This is a genomic window from Hymenobacter sp. BT491, from assembly GCF_014349165.1.
Taxonomy (GTDB): Bacteria; Bacteroidota; Bacteroidia; order Cytophagales; family Hymenobacteraceae; genus Hymenobacter; species Hymenobacter jejuensis.
Genome location: NZ_JACSJJ010000004.1, coordinates 71,914 through 90,784, shown reverse-complemented (window position 1 = coordinate 90,784; position 18,871 = coordinate 71,914). Strand labels below are relative to the sequence as shown.

General features: G+C 54.4%; 19 protein-coding genes. 12 read left to right on the top strand and 7 right to left on the bottom strand.

Going from position 1 to position 18,871, the window contains the following annotated elements; genetic code table 11:
• Entirely contained in the window at positions 1 to 2,184 is a 2,184-nt protein-coding gene (gene feoB / locus H9I52_RS17125) for a ferrous iron transport protein B (protein ID WP_187454884.1), read from the top strand.
• A 12-nt stretch (positions 2,185 to 2,196) separates the two neighbouring features.
• On the opposite strand, the gene H9I52_RS17120 is transcribed toward feoB, so the two are convergent.
• The 7 genes from H9I52_RS17120 to H9I52_RS17090 are packed head-to-tail and all read right to left on the bottom strand — an operon-like array spanning position 2,197 to position 7,702.
• On the bottom strand, positions 2,197 to 2,901 hold the full coding sequence (locus H9I52_RS17120) for an SAM-dependent methyltransferase (protein ID WP_187454883.1): 705 nt from the start codon (positions 2,899 to 2,901) through the stop codon (positions 2,197 to 2,199).
• A gap of 60 nt (positions 2,902 to 2,961) precedes the next feature.
• Positions 2,962 to 3,744, bottom strand: coding sequence for an alpha/beta fold hydrolase (locus tag H9I52_RS17115; RefSeq protein WP_187454882.1), 783 nt, complete (start codon positions 3,742 to 3,744; stop codon positions 2,962 to 2,964).
• A gap of 55 nt (positions 3,745 to 3,799) precedes the next feature.
• Positions 3,800 to 4,396, bottom strand: coding sequence for a hypothetical protein (locus H9I52_RS17110; protein WP_139514929.1), 597 nt, complete (start codon positions 4,394 to 4,396; stop codon positions 3,800 to 3,802).
• A 3-nt stretch (positions 4,397 to 4,399) separates the two neighbouring features.
• Positions 4,400 to 5,470 (bottom strand): selenide, water dikinase SelD, encoded by a 1,071-nt coding sequence (selD, locus tag H9I52_RS17105; protein WP_187454881.1) that lies wholly within the window; start codon positions 5,468 to 5,470, stop codon positions 4,400 to 4,402.
• Positions 5,471 to 5,517: 47 nt separating this feature from the next.
• A complete protein-coding gene (locus H9I52_RS17100) occupies positions 5,518 to 5,916 on the bottom strand; it encodes a VOC family protein (protein ID WP_187454880.1) in 399 nt (132 codons plus the stop codon).
• Positions 5,897 to 6,973: a tRNA 2-selenouridine(34) synthase MnmH gene (mnmH, locus tag H9I52_RS17095; RefSeq protein WP_187454879.1), complete on the bottom strand. Its 1,077-nt coding sequence runs from the start codon at positions 6,971 to 6,973 to the stop codon at positions 5,897 to 5,899. Before mnmH ends, H9I52_RS17100 begins: the two co-directional genes overlap by 20 nt.
• Before the next feature lie 15 nt (positions 6,974 to 6,988).
• Complete coding sequence (locus H9I52_RS17090) at positions 6,989 to 7,702, bottom strand: pyridoxine 5'-phosphate synthase (RefSeq protein WP_139514926.1); 714 nt, start codon at positions 7,700 to 7,702, stop codon at positions 6,989 to 6,991.
• A 150-nt stretch (positions 7,703 to 7,852) separates the two neighbouring features.
• Between H9I52_RS17090 and H9I52_RS17085 the strand changes: the two genes are divergently transcribed.
• The 11 genes from H9I52_RS17085 (at position 7,853) to bamA (ending at position 18,869) form a co-directional block, all read left to right on the top strand.
• Positions 7,853 to 8,317: a GatB/YqeY domain-containing protein gene (locus tag H9I52_RS17085; protein WP_139514925.1), complete on the top strand. Its 465-nt coding sequence runs from the start codon at positions 7,853 to 7,855 to the stop codon at positions 8,315 to 8,317.
• 85 nt (positions 8,318 to 8,402) lie between these two features.
• Positions 8,403 to 8,924 (top strand): CvpA family protein, encoded by a 522-nt coding sequence (locus H9I52_RS17080; RefSeq protein WP_139514924.1) that lies wholly within the window; start codon positions 8,403 to 8,405, stop codon positions 8,922 to 8,924.
• A gap of 85 nt (positions 8,925 to 9,009) precedes the next feature.
• The gene (locus tag H9I52_RS17075) at positions 9,010 to 9,627 is read left to right on the top strand and encodes an anthranilate synthase component II (RefSeq protein WP_187454878.1); all 618 of its coding nucleotides are present in this window, start codon (positions 9,010 to 9,012) and stop codon (positions 9,625 to 9,627) included.
• 4 nt (positions 9,628 to 9,631) lie between these two features.
• The gene (locus H9I52_RS17070; protein ID WP_187454877.1) at positions 9,632 to 10,411 is read left to right on the top strand and encodes an alpha/beta fold hydrolase; all 780 of its coding nucleotides are present in this window, start codon (positions 9,632 to 9,634) and stop codon (positions 10,409 to 10,411) included.
• A gap of 85 nt (positions 10,412 to 10,496) precedes the next feature.
• Positions 10,497 to 11,204 (top strand): CBS domain-containing protein, encoded by a 708-nt coding sequence (locus H9I52_RS17065; RefSeq protein ID WP_262386122.1) that lies wholly within the window; start codon positions 10,497 to 10,499, stop codon positions 11,202 to 11,204.
• A gap of 195 nt (positions 11,205 to 11,399) precedes the next feature.
• Positions 11,400 to 12,740: a BamA/TamA family outer membrane protein gene (locus tag H9I52_RS17060; RefSeq protein WP_187454876.1), complete on the top strand. Its 1,341-nt coding sequence runs from the start codon at positions 11,400 to 11,402 to the stop codon at positions 12,738 to 12,740.
• 34 nt (positions 12,741 to 12,774) lie between these two features.
• Positions 12,775 to 13,668: an NAD kinase gene (locus H9I52_RS17055; protein ID WP_139514920.1), complete on the top strand. Its 894-nt coding sequence runs from the start codon at positions 12,775 to 12,777 to the stop codon at positions 13,666 to 13,668.
• A gap of 129 nt (positions 13,669 to 13,797) precedes the next feature.
• Positions 13,798 to 14,712: a DUF6089 family protein gene (locus H9I52_RS17050; protein ID WP_139514919.1), complete on the top strand. Its 915-nt coding sequence runs from the start codon at positions 13,798 to 13,800 to the stop codon at positions 14,710 to 14,712.
• A gap of 42 nt (positions 14,713 to 14,754) precedes the next feature.
• Positions 14,755 to 15,492, top strand: coding sequence for a DUF6089 family protein (locus H9I52_RS17045; RefSeq protein WP_139514918.1), 738 nt, complete (start codon positions 14,755 to 14,757; stop codon positions 15,490 to 15,492).
• A gap of 68 nt (positions 15,493 to 15,560) precedes the next feature.
• A complete protein-coding gene (locus H9I52_RS17040; protein WP_139514917.1) occupies positions 15,561 to 16,307 on the top strand; it encodes an isoprenyl transferase in 747 nt (248 codons plus the stop codon).
• A 9-nt stretch (positions 16,308 to 16,316) separates the two neighbouring features.
• Entirely contained in the window at positions 16,317 to 18,869 is a 2,553-nt protein-coding gene (gene bamA, locus H9I52_RS17035; RefSeq protein WP_187454875.1) for an outer membrane protein assembly factor BamA, read from the top strand.
• Positions 18,870 to 18,871: the final 2 nt, after the last annotated feature.

Genomic DNA, 18,871 nt, shown 5'->3' with positions numbered 1-18,871 from the left:
ATGGCCGGCGCAGCAACTATTACTAACTCGACGGGCGCGGCCGTTTCTGCGGCTGTGCTGGAGGCTGCCTCGCCCCGCTTACCCGGCACTCTGACGCGCATTGCGCTCATTGGTAACCCCAATTCGGGTAAATCGTCGCTGTTCAACCAGTTGACGGGCCTCAACCAGAAAGTCGGCAACTTCCCCGGCGTCACCGTCGACCGCAAAACAGGCATCAGCCAGCTGACGCCGCAACACCGCGCCGAGATTATTGACTTGCCCGGCACGTACTCGCTGTACCCGAAAAGCTTGGACGAAAAGGTTATTACCGACCTGCTCTACGACCGGACTTCCAAGCAGTACCCCGACTTTGTAGTAATCACGGCGGATGCGTCTAATATTCGACGTAATCTGTTGCTGTTCACTCAGTTAGCTGATTTGGGCCTGCCGGCTGTGCTTGCGCTCAATATGATGGACGTGGCCGAGCAACACGGCGTCAAAATCGACGTAGAGGCGTTGCAGCGCGAACTGGGCGTGCCCATCATCCCGATGAACGCCCGCAAAGGTATCGGGGTGGCTGCACTCAAAATCGTGATGTCGCAGGAGTTGGGAGCACCTTCGGTTCATTTCTACGAGCCCGACGAGGATCTGCTGCCCATGATCCGGCAGATTCGCTACTATTTCAACCTGCACAACGATTATCTGGCGCTGCATTACGCGCATCAGTTTCGTCAGATCAATTTCCTAACGGCCGACGAGCGCGCATACGTTGAGGAGCTAACGCAGAAATACGGCTTTGACGCCACGGCGCAGCAGGCGCAGGAAACCATTGCCCGCTACGCCCGCATCAACGATATTTTGCTCAACACGGTATCGGTGACGCGCACCGAGCGCAACGAGCCTTACAGCAATCGACTCGATCGGGTCCTGACTCATAAGGTCTGGGGCTACCTGATTTTCTTTGGCGTCCTGTTCTTGATGTTCCAGGCGATTTTTGCTTGGGCGCAATACCCCATGGACCTGATTGATCAAGGCGTGGCGTGGGTTAACTCTTTGATAAAGGGAAACTTACACGGCCCGTTGATTGACTTGCTCACCGATGGCGTATTAGCGGGTCTGGGCGGGGTGCTGATGTTCGTGCCGCAGATTGCGATGCTGTTTGCCTTCATCGCGGTGCTGGAGGAAACCGGCTACATGGCCCGCGTCACCTTCATGATGGACCGCATCATGCGCAAGTTTGGGCTCAACGGCAAAAGCGTGGTGCCCCTTATTTCGGGGGTGGCGTGTGCCGTGCCGGCCATCATGAGCGCCCGCACCATTGAGAACTGGAAGGACCGCATGATCACGATTTTCGTGACCCCGCTGATGAGCTGCTCGGCCCGCATTCCGGTCTACACAGTGCTGATTGCGCTGGTGGTGCCAGATCATAAAGTGTTAGGGATCTTCAACTTACAAGGCATAGCTCTGATGGGCTTGTACTTGCTTGGTTTCCTGGCGGCTATCTTCTCGGCGTTAGCGCTCAAACTGTTGCTGCGGCGCAAGGAGCGGAGCTATTTCATCATGGAGTTTCCGGTGTATCGCTGGCCGCGTTGGAAAAACGTGGGCATTACCATTGTGGAAAAGGTCAAGACCTTTGTGCTGCAAGCCGGCAAAGTGATCATAGCTATATCCGTAATCCTTTGGGTATTAGCCTCTTATGGACCCGGTAATTCAATGGCGCGGGCCGAGCAGCGAGTACGCGCCAGTGCCGCCCAACAAGGCCTGACCGCTAAGGAAGTGGATATGCAGGTCGCTTCTCAGCGCTTGGAAAACTCGTATGCCGGCACTTTCGGTCGTACCGTCGAGCCGGTGATTCGGCCGCTGGGCTTCGACTGGAAAATTGGCATTGCGCTTATTACTTCCTTCGCGGCGCGCGAAGTATTCGTAGGTACGATTTCCACCATTTACAGCGTGGGCCAAGATGCTGACATGAGCACAGTTCAGCAAAAGCTGGCCGCCGAAAAAGACGAAAACGGCCAGCCGTTTTTCACGCCGGCCCGCGCGTTTTCGCTGCTTGTTTTCTATGTGTTTGCCATGCAATGCATGAGCACGCTGGCTGCTACGTACCGCGAAACCAAAGGCTGGCGCTGGCCCATCATGCAGATGCTCTACATGACGGGGCTGGCTTACGTGTCGTCGCTCGTGGTATTTCAGTTGATGAAATAACCCTGCATAAAGCTACCGCCCGATCAGAAAGACGGCCGGCTGCTTATGAATCTCGGGTAATTTGCCCTTCCAGCCCGCTACCGTATCGGTGCGCACATACTCGTTGGGCGCCGTTAGGTTGGCGGCAATGCATAGCCGCGTCGAAGGCTGCAGATTCGCCAGCAAATCTTCCAGCAGCTGCATGTTGCGATACGGCGTTTCGATGAAAAGCTGCGTCTGATGGTGTCGGATCGAGTGGCCTTCGAGGTTTTTGAGCGCCGTTATGCGTTTGGACCGTTCGATAGGCAAGTAGCCGTGAAAAGCAAAGCTCTGGCCGTTCATGCCCGAAGCCATCAGGGCCAGAAGCAGCGACGAGGGCCCCACCAGCGGCACTACCTTGATGCCCATCCGGTGCGCTACGCGCGCCAGCTCTGCGCCCGGATCGGCTACGCCAGGGCAACCCGCTTCCGAAATCACGCCGGCGTCGAGGCCGGCGGCAACGGGTTTCAGCGCTTCGTTGATTTGGGCTTCGGTGGAATCCTTGTCGATAACGCCAATGCGCAGATCCTCAATAACTTGCGCGGGGGCCACGCTTTTGATAAAACGCCGCGCTGTTCGGGCATTTTCAACCAGAAAATACGTGAGCGCGGCCACCTGCGCCCCCACTTGTGCCGGCAAAACTTGGGCCGCCGTATCGTCAGCCAAAACGGTGGGAATCAGATAGAGGGTGCCGGACAAGGTGACTGGGATTAGGACTATGACTTAAGTTAATTATACAACTGATTAACAATCAGTATTTTATATGGGTTCTGATTGTCGGGCGAACGCATCTACTAGCTCAAACACCCGATCCGGTGCTTCGGCATGTACCCAATGGCCCGCATCGGGTATGGTTTCGACCTGACTGTTTGGAAACAGCTGCGGAATGCCGTAGAGCTTGTCTTCGGGACTGATGTAGTCGGATTTGCCGCCGCGGATAAACAGCGTAGGTTTCATAAATGGCTGATCGTCCATGATTTCCGCACCAATCTGGCTCATGTTGGTGGTGAGGGCCGTCAGGTTTTGGCGCCACGCAAACGAGTTATCGTCGCGCCGATACAGGTTTTTGAGCAAAAATTGCCGGACGCCCACTTGCGGAATGTAGCGCGCCAACGCGTCGTCGGCTTCCTGGCGGCTTTGCAACGTGCTCAGATTGACCGCGTTAAGGCCGGCTAAAATTTCGTCTTGGTGGCGCATATCCGAAAGGCGCGGGGCGATGTCCATCACGACGAGGCGCTCCAACTTCTCTGGGTGGTCGAGGGCGAAGCGCATGGCCACTTTGCCGCCCATGCTGTGGCCAAGCAGCGTGACGTCGGTAAGTTTCAGACTATCAAACAGTTCCAGTACATCTTGGCTCATCAGCTCGTACGTGTGCTCGGGCGTGTGGGGCGAGCGGCCGTGGTTGCGCAAGTCAACCAGAATGACGCGCTGCCGCTCCGACCAGCGCCGCGCCAGCGTCTGCCAGTTGTCAGCAGTCCCAAATAGGCCGTGCAAAATCACCAGCGGCGATCCGGCGCCCATTTCGCGATAATGTAGTTGCATAAGAGAGGAAATGTTAAATTTCATAAATAATTGAATGTCAATTATTTATGAAAAATCATGCAAAGCAAAACCAGCTTTCGCGGTGTTGCAGATTGGTGTTGCGCAAGAACTCCGCTAAGGGTTCTAAGTTGGTCAGGATGGAAGTCAAAGTTAGAACTTCGCCAGTGCGCAGGTACAGGCGCACGTAGTCGTAGTTGCTCCAAAACAAGCGCCGCGATTTGCAGGTCACACGCTCGACGCGCACCATGTCGGCTTGCCGAAACGGAATTCGCACGCGGCCTTCGTATACTTCCAAGCGGTTCTGCTTCGGGTCGAAAACCAGCGTAGTGCGCAGATTGCGAGCGTAATACTGCGCGTGCAGCACCAGCGCCGGTATCGAAAAGCCCAACACCACGGACGCCAGGGCCAGCAAGAGCACCAACTCGAAAGCCGAAGAAATGCTGCCCAAATACACAAAAGAGGCCAGAAACGGCAGACCTACCCCCATGCACAGCAACGGCCAGAACAGCAGGTAGAGCTGCCGCAAAAACATAGGGCGGTACACCTTGCTTTCGCGGCTGAAAAAGCTGGTTATGAAACGCAGACCCAGAATAATGGCAAGTACGGCGAAGCTAAACTCTAGCAACGGCCGCAAAAACGGCAGAAACTTCATCGGTTAGCGAACCTGAATCCAGGGCTCGTCGATGTGGTGCTCGCGCAATACGCCAAAAGGTTGCAGATCAAGATTGTAGCGATGGAAGATGGCTTGCACTTCGGCACGGCCTGCCGGATCGACGCACACCAGCAAGCCTCCCGAAGTTTGGGGGTCGCAGAGCCACTCGCGCTGCTCGTCGGTCAGTTCCCCGATTTTGTGATGATAGCTGGCCCAGTTGCGCACCGTGCCGCCCGGAATGGCCTTTTGCAAACGATAGGTTTCGGCTTCGGCAATCAGGGGCACTTTGCCGAAGTCGATTTCGGCCGTCAGGTTGCTGCCTTCGCACACTTCCGAAAGGTGACCTAGCAAACCAAAGCCCGTAACGTCGGTCATGGCGCGCACGGCTTCCAGCTGGCCTAGCTCTGCCCCAATTTTGTTGAGCTGCATCATTTGCTGAGGGGCAAGGTGGGCGTGCTCGTCCTGCAAAATCTCGCGTTTCTGGGCTGTGGTAAGCATTCCCACGCCTAGCGGCTTGGTCAAATACAGCTCGCAACCGGCTGTGGCGGTGTCATTTTGCTTAAGGTTTTTGATGTCGAGCATGCCGGTCACAGCGAGGCCAAAAATGGGTTCCGGCGAGTCGATGCTGTGGCCGCCCGCCAGCGGAATGCCGGCTTCAAGGCAAATGCTGCGGCTGCCTTCGATGACCCGGCGGGCCACTTCGGGCGCCAGCTTATCGATGGGCCACCCCAGAATGGCAATGGCCATCACGGGACGCCCGCCCATGGCGTACACGTCGGAAATGGCGTTGGCCGAGGCAATGCGTCCGAAGTCGTAGGCGTCGTCGACGATGGGCATGAAAAAGTCGGTCGTGCTGATCAGGGCCTGTCCGCCGCCGATGTCGTAAACCGCTGCGTCGTCGCGGGAGCTGTTGCCAACCAGCAACTTATCGTCGTGGGGCTGGGGAATGCTGGTGTGCAGGATTTGGTCCAGGACCTTCGGCGCGATTTTGCAGCCGCAGCCAGCCCCGTGGCTATACTGCGTGAGGCGAACTTGTTCGATCGAGGTTTCGGAAGCGGGAATTTGAGAAGGCATCAGAAGGCTTTTTGGCTAGGTATATCAGAGAACAACCACGTAAGCCCTTAAAGGTCCCAAGCGGCTTGTTGCAAAACTACGCGGTACCCGTCAGGATCTTCGAACGTGCGCCCGCGCTCGTCCCAATAAGGATTGTAGGCGGGCACGGCAGCATATCCGTGGTCCAACATGCGTTGTACGGCCGCCTGCCACTCGACAGCGTGCGGTAAATAAAAAACGAGCAGGTTATCGGCAGTAGGAGCCCGGCCCGCCCGGTGCCCCTGCTGATGCGTAAACTCCAGGTGGTAAGGCGCTTGCGGATGGCCCAGCATTACGCCATCGAAGCCTTGATGGTCGGTGAAGGAGCTGAGAACCTGCAAGCCCAATCCATCGCAATAGAACTGCTTGATTAGCAATATGTTATCGGTGGGGCGGGCTACGCGCAGCTTAGGATAGGAGAGGGGCATCGCCAACGAGCGGGGTTTTGGCCAGCGCGTACAACCCTGCCTGCCGCGCCGCCGACAGCACCCGCGCGGCGTTTTCTGCGGCATCGGTCGAGTCGGTGGGTACGCGCACCACGCGCACGTTTTGCTTGACAGTGAGGCCGTAGCCGTAGGTTTTGTCGTAATAGCTAAGCGCGATGTCGACCATTTTTTCCATGTCGCCTACCTCACAAGCGGCCAGTGCTTCTTTCGTGGCCAAACCGCCCAAGCGCTTGCTGATGCGCTGAATGGCTTCGCCGAGTAGCTGCGGATCTTGGCTGCCATATTCTACGGCCAGCTTGCGTGTTCGGGCCGTGCGTGGCACTTCCAGCACAACCAACGGCGCTTGCTGCATCTGAGTGAAAAAGGGTTTTGGCACCGGCACCGCCCCGATGGCAATGCTTTCGTCTTCCACCCACGACACGGCCTGCGCCGGTAACCGGTCCAACTCCCAGGCAAGGTTATTTTCAAACTGCTCGGGCGTGGGCTGCGGAGGCAACCCAATGGCCCCAAACGAAGATCCTTTGTGGTGGGCAATGCCTTCCAGATCAATCACCGATTCGCCTTGGCGGATCAGTTCGTGCAATACATCGGTTTTGCCCGAACCCGTCAGGCCGCCCAGCACCAGCATGGAGCGAGGCTGCGCAAACTGCGCCAGTGCCCAGTGCCGATATTCTTTGTAGCCTTTGTCGAGCAGAGAAACCTGAAAACCAGCTAGTTCCAGGAGCCACTGCACAGCACCGCTGCGCATGCCGCCGCGCCAGCAATGCAACCGCACCTGCTTGTCGGGGGCGATTTTTTGCGCCTGTTTTACCATTCGGCTCATCTTAGGGCCGAAGAAATCGAGGCCCAGTAGCACGGCTTTGTCCTTGCTTACTTGCTTGTAAGTAGTGCCAATGCGGGCTCTTTCCTCGTCAGAGAACAGCGGAAAGCTGACTGCCCCCGGTATGTGGCCCTGCGCATATTCCACCGGCGCTCGCGCATCCAGGATGGGCGCTTCGGTAGGGCCGGTTAGAAAGTCGGGGAGGGCGAGACGAGGCATAAAGGAACGTGAGGGTTATTGTAATTGCCGGCGGTACAGCTGAATTGTATTCTCAAGCCCTAGGTACAACGCATCGCAGATGAGCGCGTGCCCGATGCTTACTTCTTCTAGGCCGGGTAAATTCTGGTGTAGATACGCAAGGTTCTCTAAATCAAGATCATGGCCTGCATTCAGTCCAATGCCTAGCTCTTTGGCCAGCTCGGCCGCCGCACGGTACGGCGCGAGGGCCGCTGCGGGGTTTTGGGCGTATTGCTGCGCATAGGCTTCGGTGTAGAGCTCGATTCGGTCGGTGCCCGTCGCCAACGCGGCTTTCACCATCGCCAGATCGGGATCGAGAAAGATGGAAACCCGGCAGCCGATGGCCTTTAGCTCCGTCACAACACCCAGCAAATAAATTTGGTGCTCAATCGTATCCCAACCGGCGTTGGAGGTGATGGCATCGGGCGCATCGGGCACCAAGGTCACCTGCTCGGGCCGAACTTCGTGTACCAAGGCCAGAAAGTCGGGGGTCGGATTACCTTCCACGTTAAGCTCGGTGGTCACGATCTTCTTGAGGTCGCGCACGTCTTGGTAGCGAATGTGGCGTTCGTCAGGCCGCGGATGCACCGTAATGCCTTGCGCGCCAAAGCGCTCACAGTCAAGGGCTACCTGCAGCAGGTCGGGGCGGTTGTGGCCGCGCGCATTCCGCAGCGTGGCTATTTTATTTATGTTTACGCTTAGTTTCGTCATGGATCGCTGTTTGCCGCTGATTACGTTGCAGTCGCTGAGTAGGCTCAGCTAGTAAAACAAATATCGGTAACAGTGGCTATATACGAGCCCAGGTGGCTTGCGCATTGCGGCCTTGCCATCCTTCCTTCCCACGCTCCATTTCCTTTCCCAATGGCCCTGAAAGAAACCATCGACGCTGATATCAAAAAGGCCATGCTGGCTAAAGACAAGATCCGTCTGCAAGCCTTGCGCAGCATCAAATCGCAGATTTTGCTGGCCGAAACCGCCGAAGGCGCGCACGGCGCGGCCCTCACGCCCGACGCCGAAATCAAGCTCCTGACCAAAGCCGCCAAACAGCGCCGCGAAGCCGCCGAAACCTACCAAAAGCAATTTCGCTCCGACCTGGAAGAAACTGAGCTAGCCGAGTTGGCCATCATTGAGGAGTACTTGCCCCAGCAGCTCTCCGAAGCCGATCTGATCGAAAAACTGGTTGAAATCGTTCAGCGAGTAGGGGCTACCGGCCCTTCCGACATGGGCAAAGTAATGGGCGTAGCTGCTCGCGAGCTTTCCGGCCAGGCCGACGGCCGCATGATTTCGCAAGTGGTAAGTAACTTGCTGAATAACACCAACTTATAAACGAAGAAAGAATAAGGAATGAAGAACGAGGATGCGTGGCATCTACACAATTCTTTATTCCTTGTTCTTCGCTCTGCCCAGAAAAATGTCCGGCTTTGATATCCTGCTTTTATTGCCGCTGGGCGTTGGTGCCGTCAAAGGTTTTCGGCGCGGTTTGGTGCTGGAAGTAGCCTCGTTGCTGGCTTTTGTGTTGGGGGTAGTGGGCGGCCTGATGCTGCTCAACGACGCTATTCCGTTGGTGCGACACTACGTGGGCGACGCCTTTGGGGCGTTGCCACTGGTGTCGTTCGTCTTGGTTTTCGCCCTTATTGTCTGGGGCGTACATTTACTAGGCGGCTTTTTGAAAACGGCCGTGCACCTCACGCCGCTGGGCGTGCTCGATAATGTGCTGGGTGGCGCGGCGGGAGTTGTGAAGTGGGTGCTCGGCCTGAGCTTGTTGCTGCACGGACTGGGTTTGGCGGGTTTGAAACTACTTTCGCCTTCGCTGGTTGCAGAGTCGCAGGTGTTGCCGGTGGTACAGCAAGCCACTCCGTTTGCCCTCGGCGTGGTTGGTTTCGTATTGCCGTTCGCGGGCACCCTATTAAACAAACTGCGCGGGGTATTTTGATACTTATATAACTATCTGATTGTCATTTAGTTATATATTGTATCTCTGGTGCCGTTTGCGTCTGCAATTCTCGTTTGCCTAGCTCGTGCAAATTCTGCTGCTCGATAACTTCGATTCGTTTACCTACAACCTGCTTGACTACTTCCGGCAGCTCGGCGCGACGGTACATGTGCTGCGCAACGATGTGCCGCTAGCCGAACTACAAGCGCAATCATTTGACGCGCTGGTACTTTCGCCTGGGCCCGGCCATCCCGCCGACGCCGGTGTGATGCCTGCCGCCATCGCCGAATATCACCGCCGGGTACCTATTCTGGGCGTGTGCTTGGGGCATCAGGCGTTGGGCGAGTTCTTCGGGGCGCGGCTTACGCGGGCGGCGCGGCCGATGCACGGAAAAGTCTCGGAGATAGAGTCAGTGCCCGATGAAACGCTGTTCGCGGGCCTGCCCATGCAACTTTCGGTTACCCGGTATCACTCTTTGGTACTCAAAGAGTTGCCGGCGCACCTAGTGCCGTTGGCACACACCGCCGACGACCACCGCGAACTCATGGCCTTCCGGCACCGTAGCTTACCGCTGTACGGTGTTCAATTTCACCCCGAAGCCCTGCTCACGACCCACGGGCTCGCCATTCTGGGCAATTGGGTCAAGTGTTGTATCATTGCACAGGAGGGGTTGCCGCTCAATCTGGCGCCCGTCCGCCCCTGAACATATGGATTTGCTGATTAAGGAACGAAACGGATTTGAGTACGTGGACGAGGGCACCGGCGACGTGTTGCTGCTCCTGCACGGCCTGTTCGGCGCCCTGAGCAACTGGCAGGACGTAGTCGAGGAATTTCAGAACGATTACCGCGTCATTATCCCGCTGTTGCCCATTTACGATATGCCCCTCACCAAAGCCGGCGTGCCGGGGCTGGTAAATTTTGTGGAAGACTTCCTCGCCGAGCTTGGCCTGACGGAGCCGGCTACCGTGTTGGGCAATTCGCTGGGCGGCCATGTGGCGCTTGTGTATACCCTGCGCAATCCCGAGCGGGTAGCGCGGCTGGTGCTCACGGGCAGCAGCGGCCTGTTTGAAGACTCCATGGGCGGCTCCTTCCCCAAGCGCGGCAATTATGCCTACGTGCAGGAAAAAGTTGCTTACACCTTCTACGATCCGGCTGTGGCCACCAAAGAGCTGGTAGACGAAGTATTCAACGTTACTAACTCGAATGCTAAGTGCCTGCGTATCATTGCGATAGCTCGTTCGGCACAACGGCATAATCTGAGCAAGGAGCTGGGTAAAATAAAAGCCCCCACCTTGCTCGTGTGGGGCCTAAACGATACGATTACGCCGCCCCTAGTAGCGCACGAGTTTCACCGGCTCATCCCACATTCCGAGTTGCGCTTCCTCGACCATTGTTGCCATGCCCCCATGATGGAGCGCCCGAAGGAATTTAATGGCCTACTCCGACAGTTTCTTCAGCAACCCACCGAACAAGCCATTAGCCGATAGTCGCCGAAGAAAGAACAGGGTATTGTTACGCCGCGTTGAACATTGTCCTATATTCAAGGCTTATTGAGGGGGTTCGTCCGCTGTAATGCCCTTCACCTTTCTCCCGCTTTTCGCTGCTGCATCGATGATTGCCGAAGAATTGATAAATCAAATGATACCGCCGCTCAAGGTCTCGGATTCGGCCGGGAAGGCGGCGAAGTGGCTTGGAGAATTTCACGTCGGCCAGCTTCCCGTGCTCGAAAACCGCCAATATCGCGGCCTGATTACGGAAAGCGATCTGCTGGATTACGAGAATTCTACCCAACTGCTGGCTGCCGTGCCTTTCGGCTACGCCAACGTGCATGTGCAGCGCGACCAGCATTTTTACAGCGTGATGGAGATGGCGATCCAAAACAAATTGCAACTGGTGCCCGTGCTCGACGATCAGCACGAGTATATGGGAGTCGTGACCGTAGGCGACACCATTGCCGCGTTTGGGCAATTGACCATCGGGGCTGGGCAGGGAGGCATCCTCGTCCTTTCAATGGACGAGCGCGATTACTCCCTGACGCAGATCAGCCGGTACGTCGAAGAAAACAACGCCAAAATCCTGAGCTCCCACGTCGCGCAGGACGAAAACGATCCTTACAAAATCCGGCTCACGCTTAAGCTCAACACGGCCAACCTGACCCGCATCATCGCCACGCTCGAGCGATTTGGCTATGTAATCACAGCGCAATTTGCCGGAGCGGGCGAAATCAGCGAGAATGAGCAGGAGCGGTTTGATGCGCTTCTTAAGTATCTAAGTCTTTGATAATAAAGGTGTTATGAATTTTGAATGTTGAGTTCCGGATTGCTAATTGAAGCTCACCTCAATTCACTGGCTCAGCATCTATCCGCCATAACTCCTCCCTAAGTGCTTGTTTGTTTACTTTCCGTACTGCTGAGCTGTCTGCCGGCCCCGAAGGCGGCTTCTACGGATACTCTCAGAGTTTCATCTCTCGACAGTTTGGTTCGGGCGCAGTGCCCAGAATACGCGACGCTGCGGGTGGCCACCATTCTGTTTGTAGGAAATGAGGTAACCAAAGAGCGCGTGTTGCGCGCCGAACTCGATATTCACGAAGGCGACACGCTGCCGGCAACCTCTCTGGCCAAGCGCCTAGAAGCCAACCGCCGTCGGATTTTCAACCTGCAACTTTTCCACTCAGTCGGGATTCAGACGGTGTGCCGCAACGGCGACATCACCATCCTGTTTGGCGTGCAGGAGCGTTGGTATCTGTTTCCAGTCCCTATCTTTTCGTTGGCCGACCGCAACTTCCGCTCTTGGCTCGACCGGCGCGATCGCTGGCAACGCGTCGATTACGGTCTGCACGTCGTGCGCAGCAACTTTCGCGGCCGCAACGAGCAAGTTACCGCCAACCTACAGCTCGGCTTCAACAAAAAATACGAACTCTTTTACGAGGCTCCTGGCTACGGTCGTCGCCGGCGCGTTGGGTTTGGCGGCGGGGTTTCCTATTACCGCAGCCGCGCCCTCGATTACGACGTAGTCAGCGACCGACTGGTGAACTTCCGGGAGCATGATATATATCCTATTGAGCGTCAATATGTTACTGCGGGCGTGCGCTGGCGGCACACCGTGCAGCGCCTGACGGCTTTCGATGTTTCGTACCACCAAGAGCGCATTTCGGATTCAATTCAGAAGCTCAACCCGGATTTTTTCTTGGGTCCTTCCCAACGCCGATACGTTGAGTTTGGCCTTACCACCACTCTTAATCGCCGCAATACTTTTGCCTATCCGCTTACGGGGCGCTACGTGCAGGTGGGGGTAGCATACCGGGCTTTTCTTACCTCAGGAAGCCCTAATATTACGGTCGCCCGAGCGCAGTATTCCCAGTATTTTGCCCTAGGAGGCGATTTTTACTACAACTTCAGCTTGCAGGGCCAGCTACGTTTTGCCGAACGTGTGGCCTACGCCGACAACCGCGCCTTTGGCTACGATGCCTTGGTGCGGGGCTACGACCGCTACGTAATAAACGGCCGGCATTACGGGCTGGTGCAGCAGGGCCTATCATACCGATTGCTGGATGCTGGCCGTCTGAAGCTAGGCGGGCTGAACAATCCTAAACTCAACAGCATCCCGCTGGTATTTTATTTAAATACCTTTGTTGATGCTGGTTACGTAGCTAGCCGTTCGGTAGCAGCCAATAACCGTTTGCCCAATCAACTACTGTCAGCAGTTGGTGTAGGCCTGCATTTGGTTACGTACTACGACCGTGTGCTCACCATGGAATATACCCTCAATGGCCTCGGTCAGCGCGGGTTTTTCTTCCGGACAGAATTCCCCATTTGATGCAGCTACTTGCTTCTGACGGAAACGTATCGTTATGAAAATCGCCATTCTGGGTAAGCCTTTCAATGAAGAAACGCTGCCTTTTGTGCAGACTTTACTCGACGATCTGATCGGGCGGCGGGCGGAAGTGCTGATTGCCGAATCGTTTCGCACCTACCTCGACAACCGTCTGCGACTGCCAGAAGGAACAGGTACCTTTCGGCGCGGCGATTCGCTGCGCGGCGTACAGTTTGTGCTCAGCATCGGCGGCGACGGCACCTTGCTTGATACAGTAACGTACGTCGGCAGCCTACAGATTCCGATCTTGGGAATCAATGCCGGACGGCTAGGCTTTCTGGCCACCATTACGCCCGGTCACATCTCGCATGCCCTCGATGCCTTATTTAAGGGACACTTTGTAATCGAAGAGCGCAGCCTAATTCGGGTAGATACCGATCCGGATGTTTTTGGAGGCATCAACTTCGGACTCAACGAGTTCTCTATTCTGAAGCGTGATACTTCCTCGATGATTGTGGTGCACACTTACATCGACGGCGAATACCTGAATTCGTACTGGGCAGATGGACTTATCGTGGCAACTCCTACGGGCTCAACCGGATATTCTCTGAGCTGTGGCGGGCCGGTAATGCTGCCCCAAACAAACAATTTCATTATCGCTCCCGTATGCCCCCACAATCTGAACGTTCGCCCGCTGATCGTGTCGGACCGAAGTGTGATCTCCTTCGAAATTGAGGGTAGGAGTAACAATTTCTTGCTGTCGCTGGACTCGCGTTCGGTACCCGTTGATGCAAGTGTGCAAATTGCAGTTAGGCGGGAAACCTTCAACGCCCGCTTAGTTAAGCTCAACCATGTAAACTTCCTCAGTACGCTTCGTAGCAAGCTAAATTGGGGGTTAGACCGGCGAAATCCATCGGGGCTGCCGGTATAAGAACATCGACTTTTTTAAGTATTTATTTTTTAAGTTCCCAGCAACTTCTACTTTTGTGCGTGACTGCGACCGTGTCCATACGGGTTTTTATCGCTTTCTGAATCTAGATATCCTTAACCTTCGCTTAATATGAAGCATCTTTTCGCTCACATCTTGACTCTGCTTCTGGCGATAACGCTGGTAGCCACCGAGGCGAGTGCTCAACAATTCAGTAAGCGTAAGCAGTATAACTCCGTAGGGGTCAGCCTGAACGCAATGAACTACTTCGGTGACATTGTGCCGAAACCGAGCATTCCTAGCTTTCGGTTTGCCGCTACCCGCCCCAATATTGGTCTAAGTTTCACCCGGCGTTTTGCCCCCCGTATCTCGGCCCGTGCCAATTTCGCCTATGGTCGTATAACCGGCGATGATGCTAAAGCTGCTGATCAAAACGATCCGGACGCTCGTTTCCGTTACAACCGGAACATGAACTTCCGCAACGACATCCTTGAGTTATCGGCCGTAGGTATTTTCGATCTGATCGAAAACCGCAACAACTACCTGCGTCGTCCAGACCTGGTTCCTTATGTATTTGCTGGCGTAGCAGTATTTCACCACAATCCTAAAGGTCTAGTAGGTAGCGATGGGCCTAGCAGCCAAGGCGAATACGTAGCGCTTCAGCCCTTGGGCACTGAAGGCCAGCGTGTAGCAGGCGGAGGCGGCACCTACAACCTCACACAGTTTTCTATTCCTTTTGGTGGTGGCGTACGCTACAAAATCAACAAGCAATTCGACATTGCTTTAGAAATCGGCTGGCGCAAAACATTTACCGATTATCTTGACGACGTTAGCAAAAACTACACAGCTGCTGCTAACCTACCTACTCCGCTGGCTCAGTATTTTGGCCGCGATATCACAAGAAAAGACCAAGGCATCGACTTTGCTTCGTTCACGAGTCCAAGCGAGCGTCGGGGTAAGAGCAATGAAAAAGACTGGTACATCGTTACGGGTATCCACGTTAACTATATTCTCGCCCCCCGCGTTAAAAGCCCTAAATTCCGCTAGCCAGTTCTTACTGGCTGCCATTTACCCAAATCAGCCAGCCTAATGACGAATTCGGTTCTCCGTTTGACACTCCTTGCTTGCTTCGTGCATGCAGGGAGTGTTTTTTTTGCCTCTTCCGCTATTGCTCAGAATACCAGTGAGATAGGTATTGGAATAGGCGGCCTGAATTACAAAGGCGAAATCTCTCCCAACTATCAATTTCAAAATAACCGTCCGGCGCTCACTGTTTTCTACCGGAAGGACATTTCAGCACCTGTAACGCTACGTGGCGCTTTTACGGGTGGCTTTCTTAGAGCAGATGATGCCAATGTGAACGGCATAAATGGCAAGCAGGCACCTTTGTCGACTTATCGCAATGCCAACATGAAGGGGCATTTGCTCGAACTTTCCGGCGTATTGGAGTATAATTTCTTCGACTACCATTACCGCAAGGATAAAAGTCATTTTACGCCGTACGTATTTGTGGGCTTGGCAGGATTTTATACCAAAACTACCACCGAAAGCCGTTTCGATAAGCGGCAGGGCAGCCTCTTGAATTTTGCTGTGCCAGCGGGTTTAGGCTTCAAAATAGGGCTATCCGAACATTGGAATCTAGGGCTGGAAGCCGGCGCCCGAAAGACTTTCACCGATCAGATTGACCACCTCAGTGATCAGGATGCGACCTATGCCAATAAGCACGACATGGATTGGTATTTCTACAATGGCGTGAGCATATCGTATACGTTCTTCAAGATTCGTTGCCCCGATCAATATAAGCGCAACCCCAAGCTCTTGAAGTAGAGCGCTTCAAATCAGGGCCAAATGCAACCATTTGCGTAACTTGCGGCCTCTTTACGCAAAAAGTACCGATGGCCGCCCGGTCCGAGATAGATTCCCAAAATATACCCACGCATGTTGCCGTTATAATGGACGGCAACGGCCGTTGGGCCAAGAAAAAAGGTGGATTGCGCATTTTTGGTCACCAGAATGCCATCACTGCTGTGCGTGACACAGTGGAGGCGGCAGCGGAACTAGGTGTGCGGTTTCTAACGCTTTATGCCTTTTCAACCGAAAACTGGGCACGACCTGCGCACGAGGTTTCAGCCTTGATGCAACTATTGGTGCACACGATCCGGCAGGAAACGCCCACGTTGCTTAAAAATAGCATCAACCTCAAAGCTATTGGCGATATCACTAGCCTTCCGGCATCGTGTCAGCGTGAACTGAGCGAAGCTATTGAATTGACCAAGGAGGGCGCCCGCATGACATTAGTGTTGGCGCTGAGCTATAGTGGCCGGTGGGACTTGGCCCAGGCGGCTCGGCGACTTAGCCAAGATGTAGCGGCTGGCCGGTTATTGCCCGAGGCAGTAAACGAGGCTACCGTAGCAGGCTACCTGGCTACCGCCGGAATGCCTGATCCAGAATTGCTTATCCGGACAAGCGGAGAACAGCGCATCAGCAACTTCTTGCTGTGGCAGCTTGCCTACACCGAATTGTATATCACCGACTTGCTATGGCCGGACTTTCGCCGTGAGCATTTCTACGACGCGATTCAGGCTTACCAGCGTCGGGAACGGCGCTTTGGCAAAACCAGTGAGCAGATAACCGTCTCGTAATTATTTCGAATGAATTCTTCTTGCAATAGATTTTTCTGGCTGCTGGCAGTCGTGCTGACGTTCAGCTTGTCGGCGCGACAGGTTGAGGCGCAAAATAAGCCGGCAGCTGGTGCCGAAGCCGAGCCGCAACACTATGAGTTGGGCGGCATTACGGTCAGTGGTGCCCGTTACTTGGACTCTAATACGCTTATCGGAATCTCGGGTTTAAAAATCGGAGATCCGATAAACGTTCCTGGCGAAGAAATTGGCAAGGCAATCCGTAAGCTCTGGGATCAGGGCATCTTGGGTGATATCAGCGTGTCCATCGTTCGTACGGAAGGCAAGCGTATCTTCTTGGATTTCAACCTGCAGGAGCGTCCGCGCTTGTCCAAGTTTGTGTTTACAGGCATTGGTAAAGGCCAAGCTGATGAGCTTAAGAATAAGATTAAGCTCATTCGCGGCAAAGTAGTAACCGATGCTTTGCTGAATAACACCAAGACTCAGGTTCGGAAGTTTTACACAAACAAGGGCTTCTTAGATTCCAAGGTAACTATCACGCAAACTCCGGATTCAGCTTTATCGAACAGCGTGGTGCTGAATATCAACGTCGACAAAGGCAACAAAGTCCGCATTCACGACATCACTTTCGAAGGCAATACCGCTTTCTCCGATCGTAAGCTTAAGGGCAAACTCAAGAAGACCAAGGAAAAGAAGCCGTACAAGCTGCTCACCTCGGGTAAATTTCAAAAGACTGAGTTTGAAGAAGATAAGAAAAAGCTCCTCGACTTCTACAATGCCGAGGGCTACCGGGATGCTGTTATCTTATCTGATTCGTTAAAGCGTGATACTGAGGGGCTTGCGCTTCGTATTCGAGTAGATGAAGGTCCCAAGTACTACTTCCGCAACATTACGTGGAGCGGTAACTACCTCTACGACGACAAAACGCTCGCCTCGGTGCTGGGCATTAAGGAGGGCAGTGTCTACAGCAAGGAAACCCTGGACAAGCGCCTGAACTATAACCCTACGGGTCAGGATATTACCTCGCTCTACATGAACGATGGCTATCTGTTTTTCTCCATCGATCCGGTTGAGACCAAGGTAGAGGGCGACTCGATTGACATCGAAATGCGCATTAGCGAAGGCGTACAAGCTCGCGTCAAAGAAATCAACATTGCGGGCAATACTAAAACCAGCGACCATGTGGTACGCCGCGAACTCCGAACGCTGCCTGGCGATAACTTCAACCGAGAGCTGCTGATTCGTTCGCAACGGCAGTTGGCTACGTTGGGCTATTTCGACCCAGAGAAAGTAGGAATCAACCCGGTGCCTAACCCTGCTGATGGCACTGTAGACATCAACTACACCGTGGTGGAGAAGCCCTCTGACCAGATTACCCTTTCGGGCGGCTGGGGTGGTTACCAAGGCTTTATTGGTACCGTAGGGCTTGTGTTTAATAACTTTTCGCTGCGCAAAGCCGGGAGTTTACGCAATTGGACCCCGGTACCAGCCGGCGATGGTCAGCGGTTGTCGCTGAACGTGCAGGCGAACGGCTTGCAATACCAAGCCTACTCCTTCTCCTTCACAGAGCCTTGGTTAGGCGGGCGTCGGCCTAACTCCTTGTCATTCAGCTTGAACAAGAGCATCAGCCGTTACTCTACTACGGGCGTGTTTGATGTTAAGTCTGATGCGTTCATCAAATCAAACAGCGCCTCAATTGGCCTTGGTCGTCAGTTGCGTTTCCCCGATGACTACTTTACGCTAAGTAACTCATTATCAGTTACTCAGTATATTTTGCAGAAGTACCCGATTGGCGGTGACTTTTTCAAGAATAATACGGGAAATGCCAAAAATATCTCGTTTAACACCACGTTGTCGCGCAACAGCATCGACAACCCGACTTATACGCGCCGGGGCTCGTCGCTTTCGCTTAGCGTCAACCTGACGCCGCCTTATTCTATTCTGCCCGGCGCACATCCAAGCGTGAACGAGTGGATAGAATTCCATAAATGGATGTTCGACGCTTCGTGGTTTACGCCTGTTGTTGGCAAGCTGGTATTGAACACCCGCGCGCATTTTGGCTTTATTGGCTCCTATAATTCAAATCGTTCTATCGGACCTTTCGAGCGCTTCAAAATGGGCGGCTCCGGCTTGGGCTATGGCGGGGCACAGAACTTCATTGTAGGTACTGAATACATTGGTCTGCGCGGCTACGGTGATCCGAACGATGCCGAAGCCATTCCTTCTGCCAAGCAGGTGTCAGCAGGCGGCGTAGCCTATAACAAGTACGTAATGGAGCTACGCTACCCAGTTTCGTTGAACCCGGCTGCGACCGTCTATGTTCTGGGTTTTGCGGAGGCAGGTAATGCTTTCGACAATTACAAGCAGTACAATCCTTACAAACTGTACCGTTCGGCCGGCGTAGGTGCCCGTATTTTCATGTCGGCATTTGGTTTGCTAGGTTTCGACTACGGTTATGGTTTCGACACGGTACCTGCCGTACCCGGCAATGCTACGGTTGGAGCTAATCCGGCGGTGGCTCCCAAAGGCCACTTCCACTTCATCATCGGTCAGCAAATACGATAACT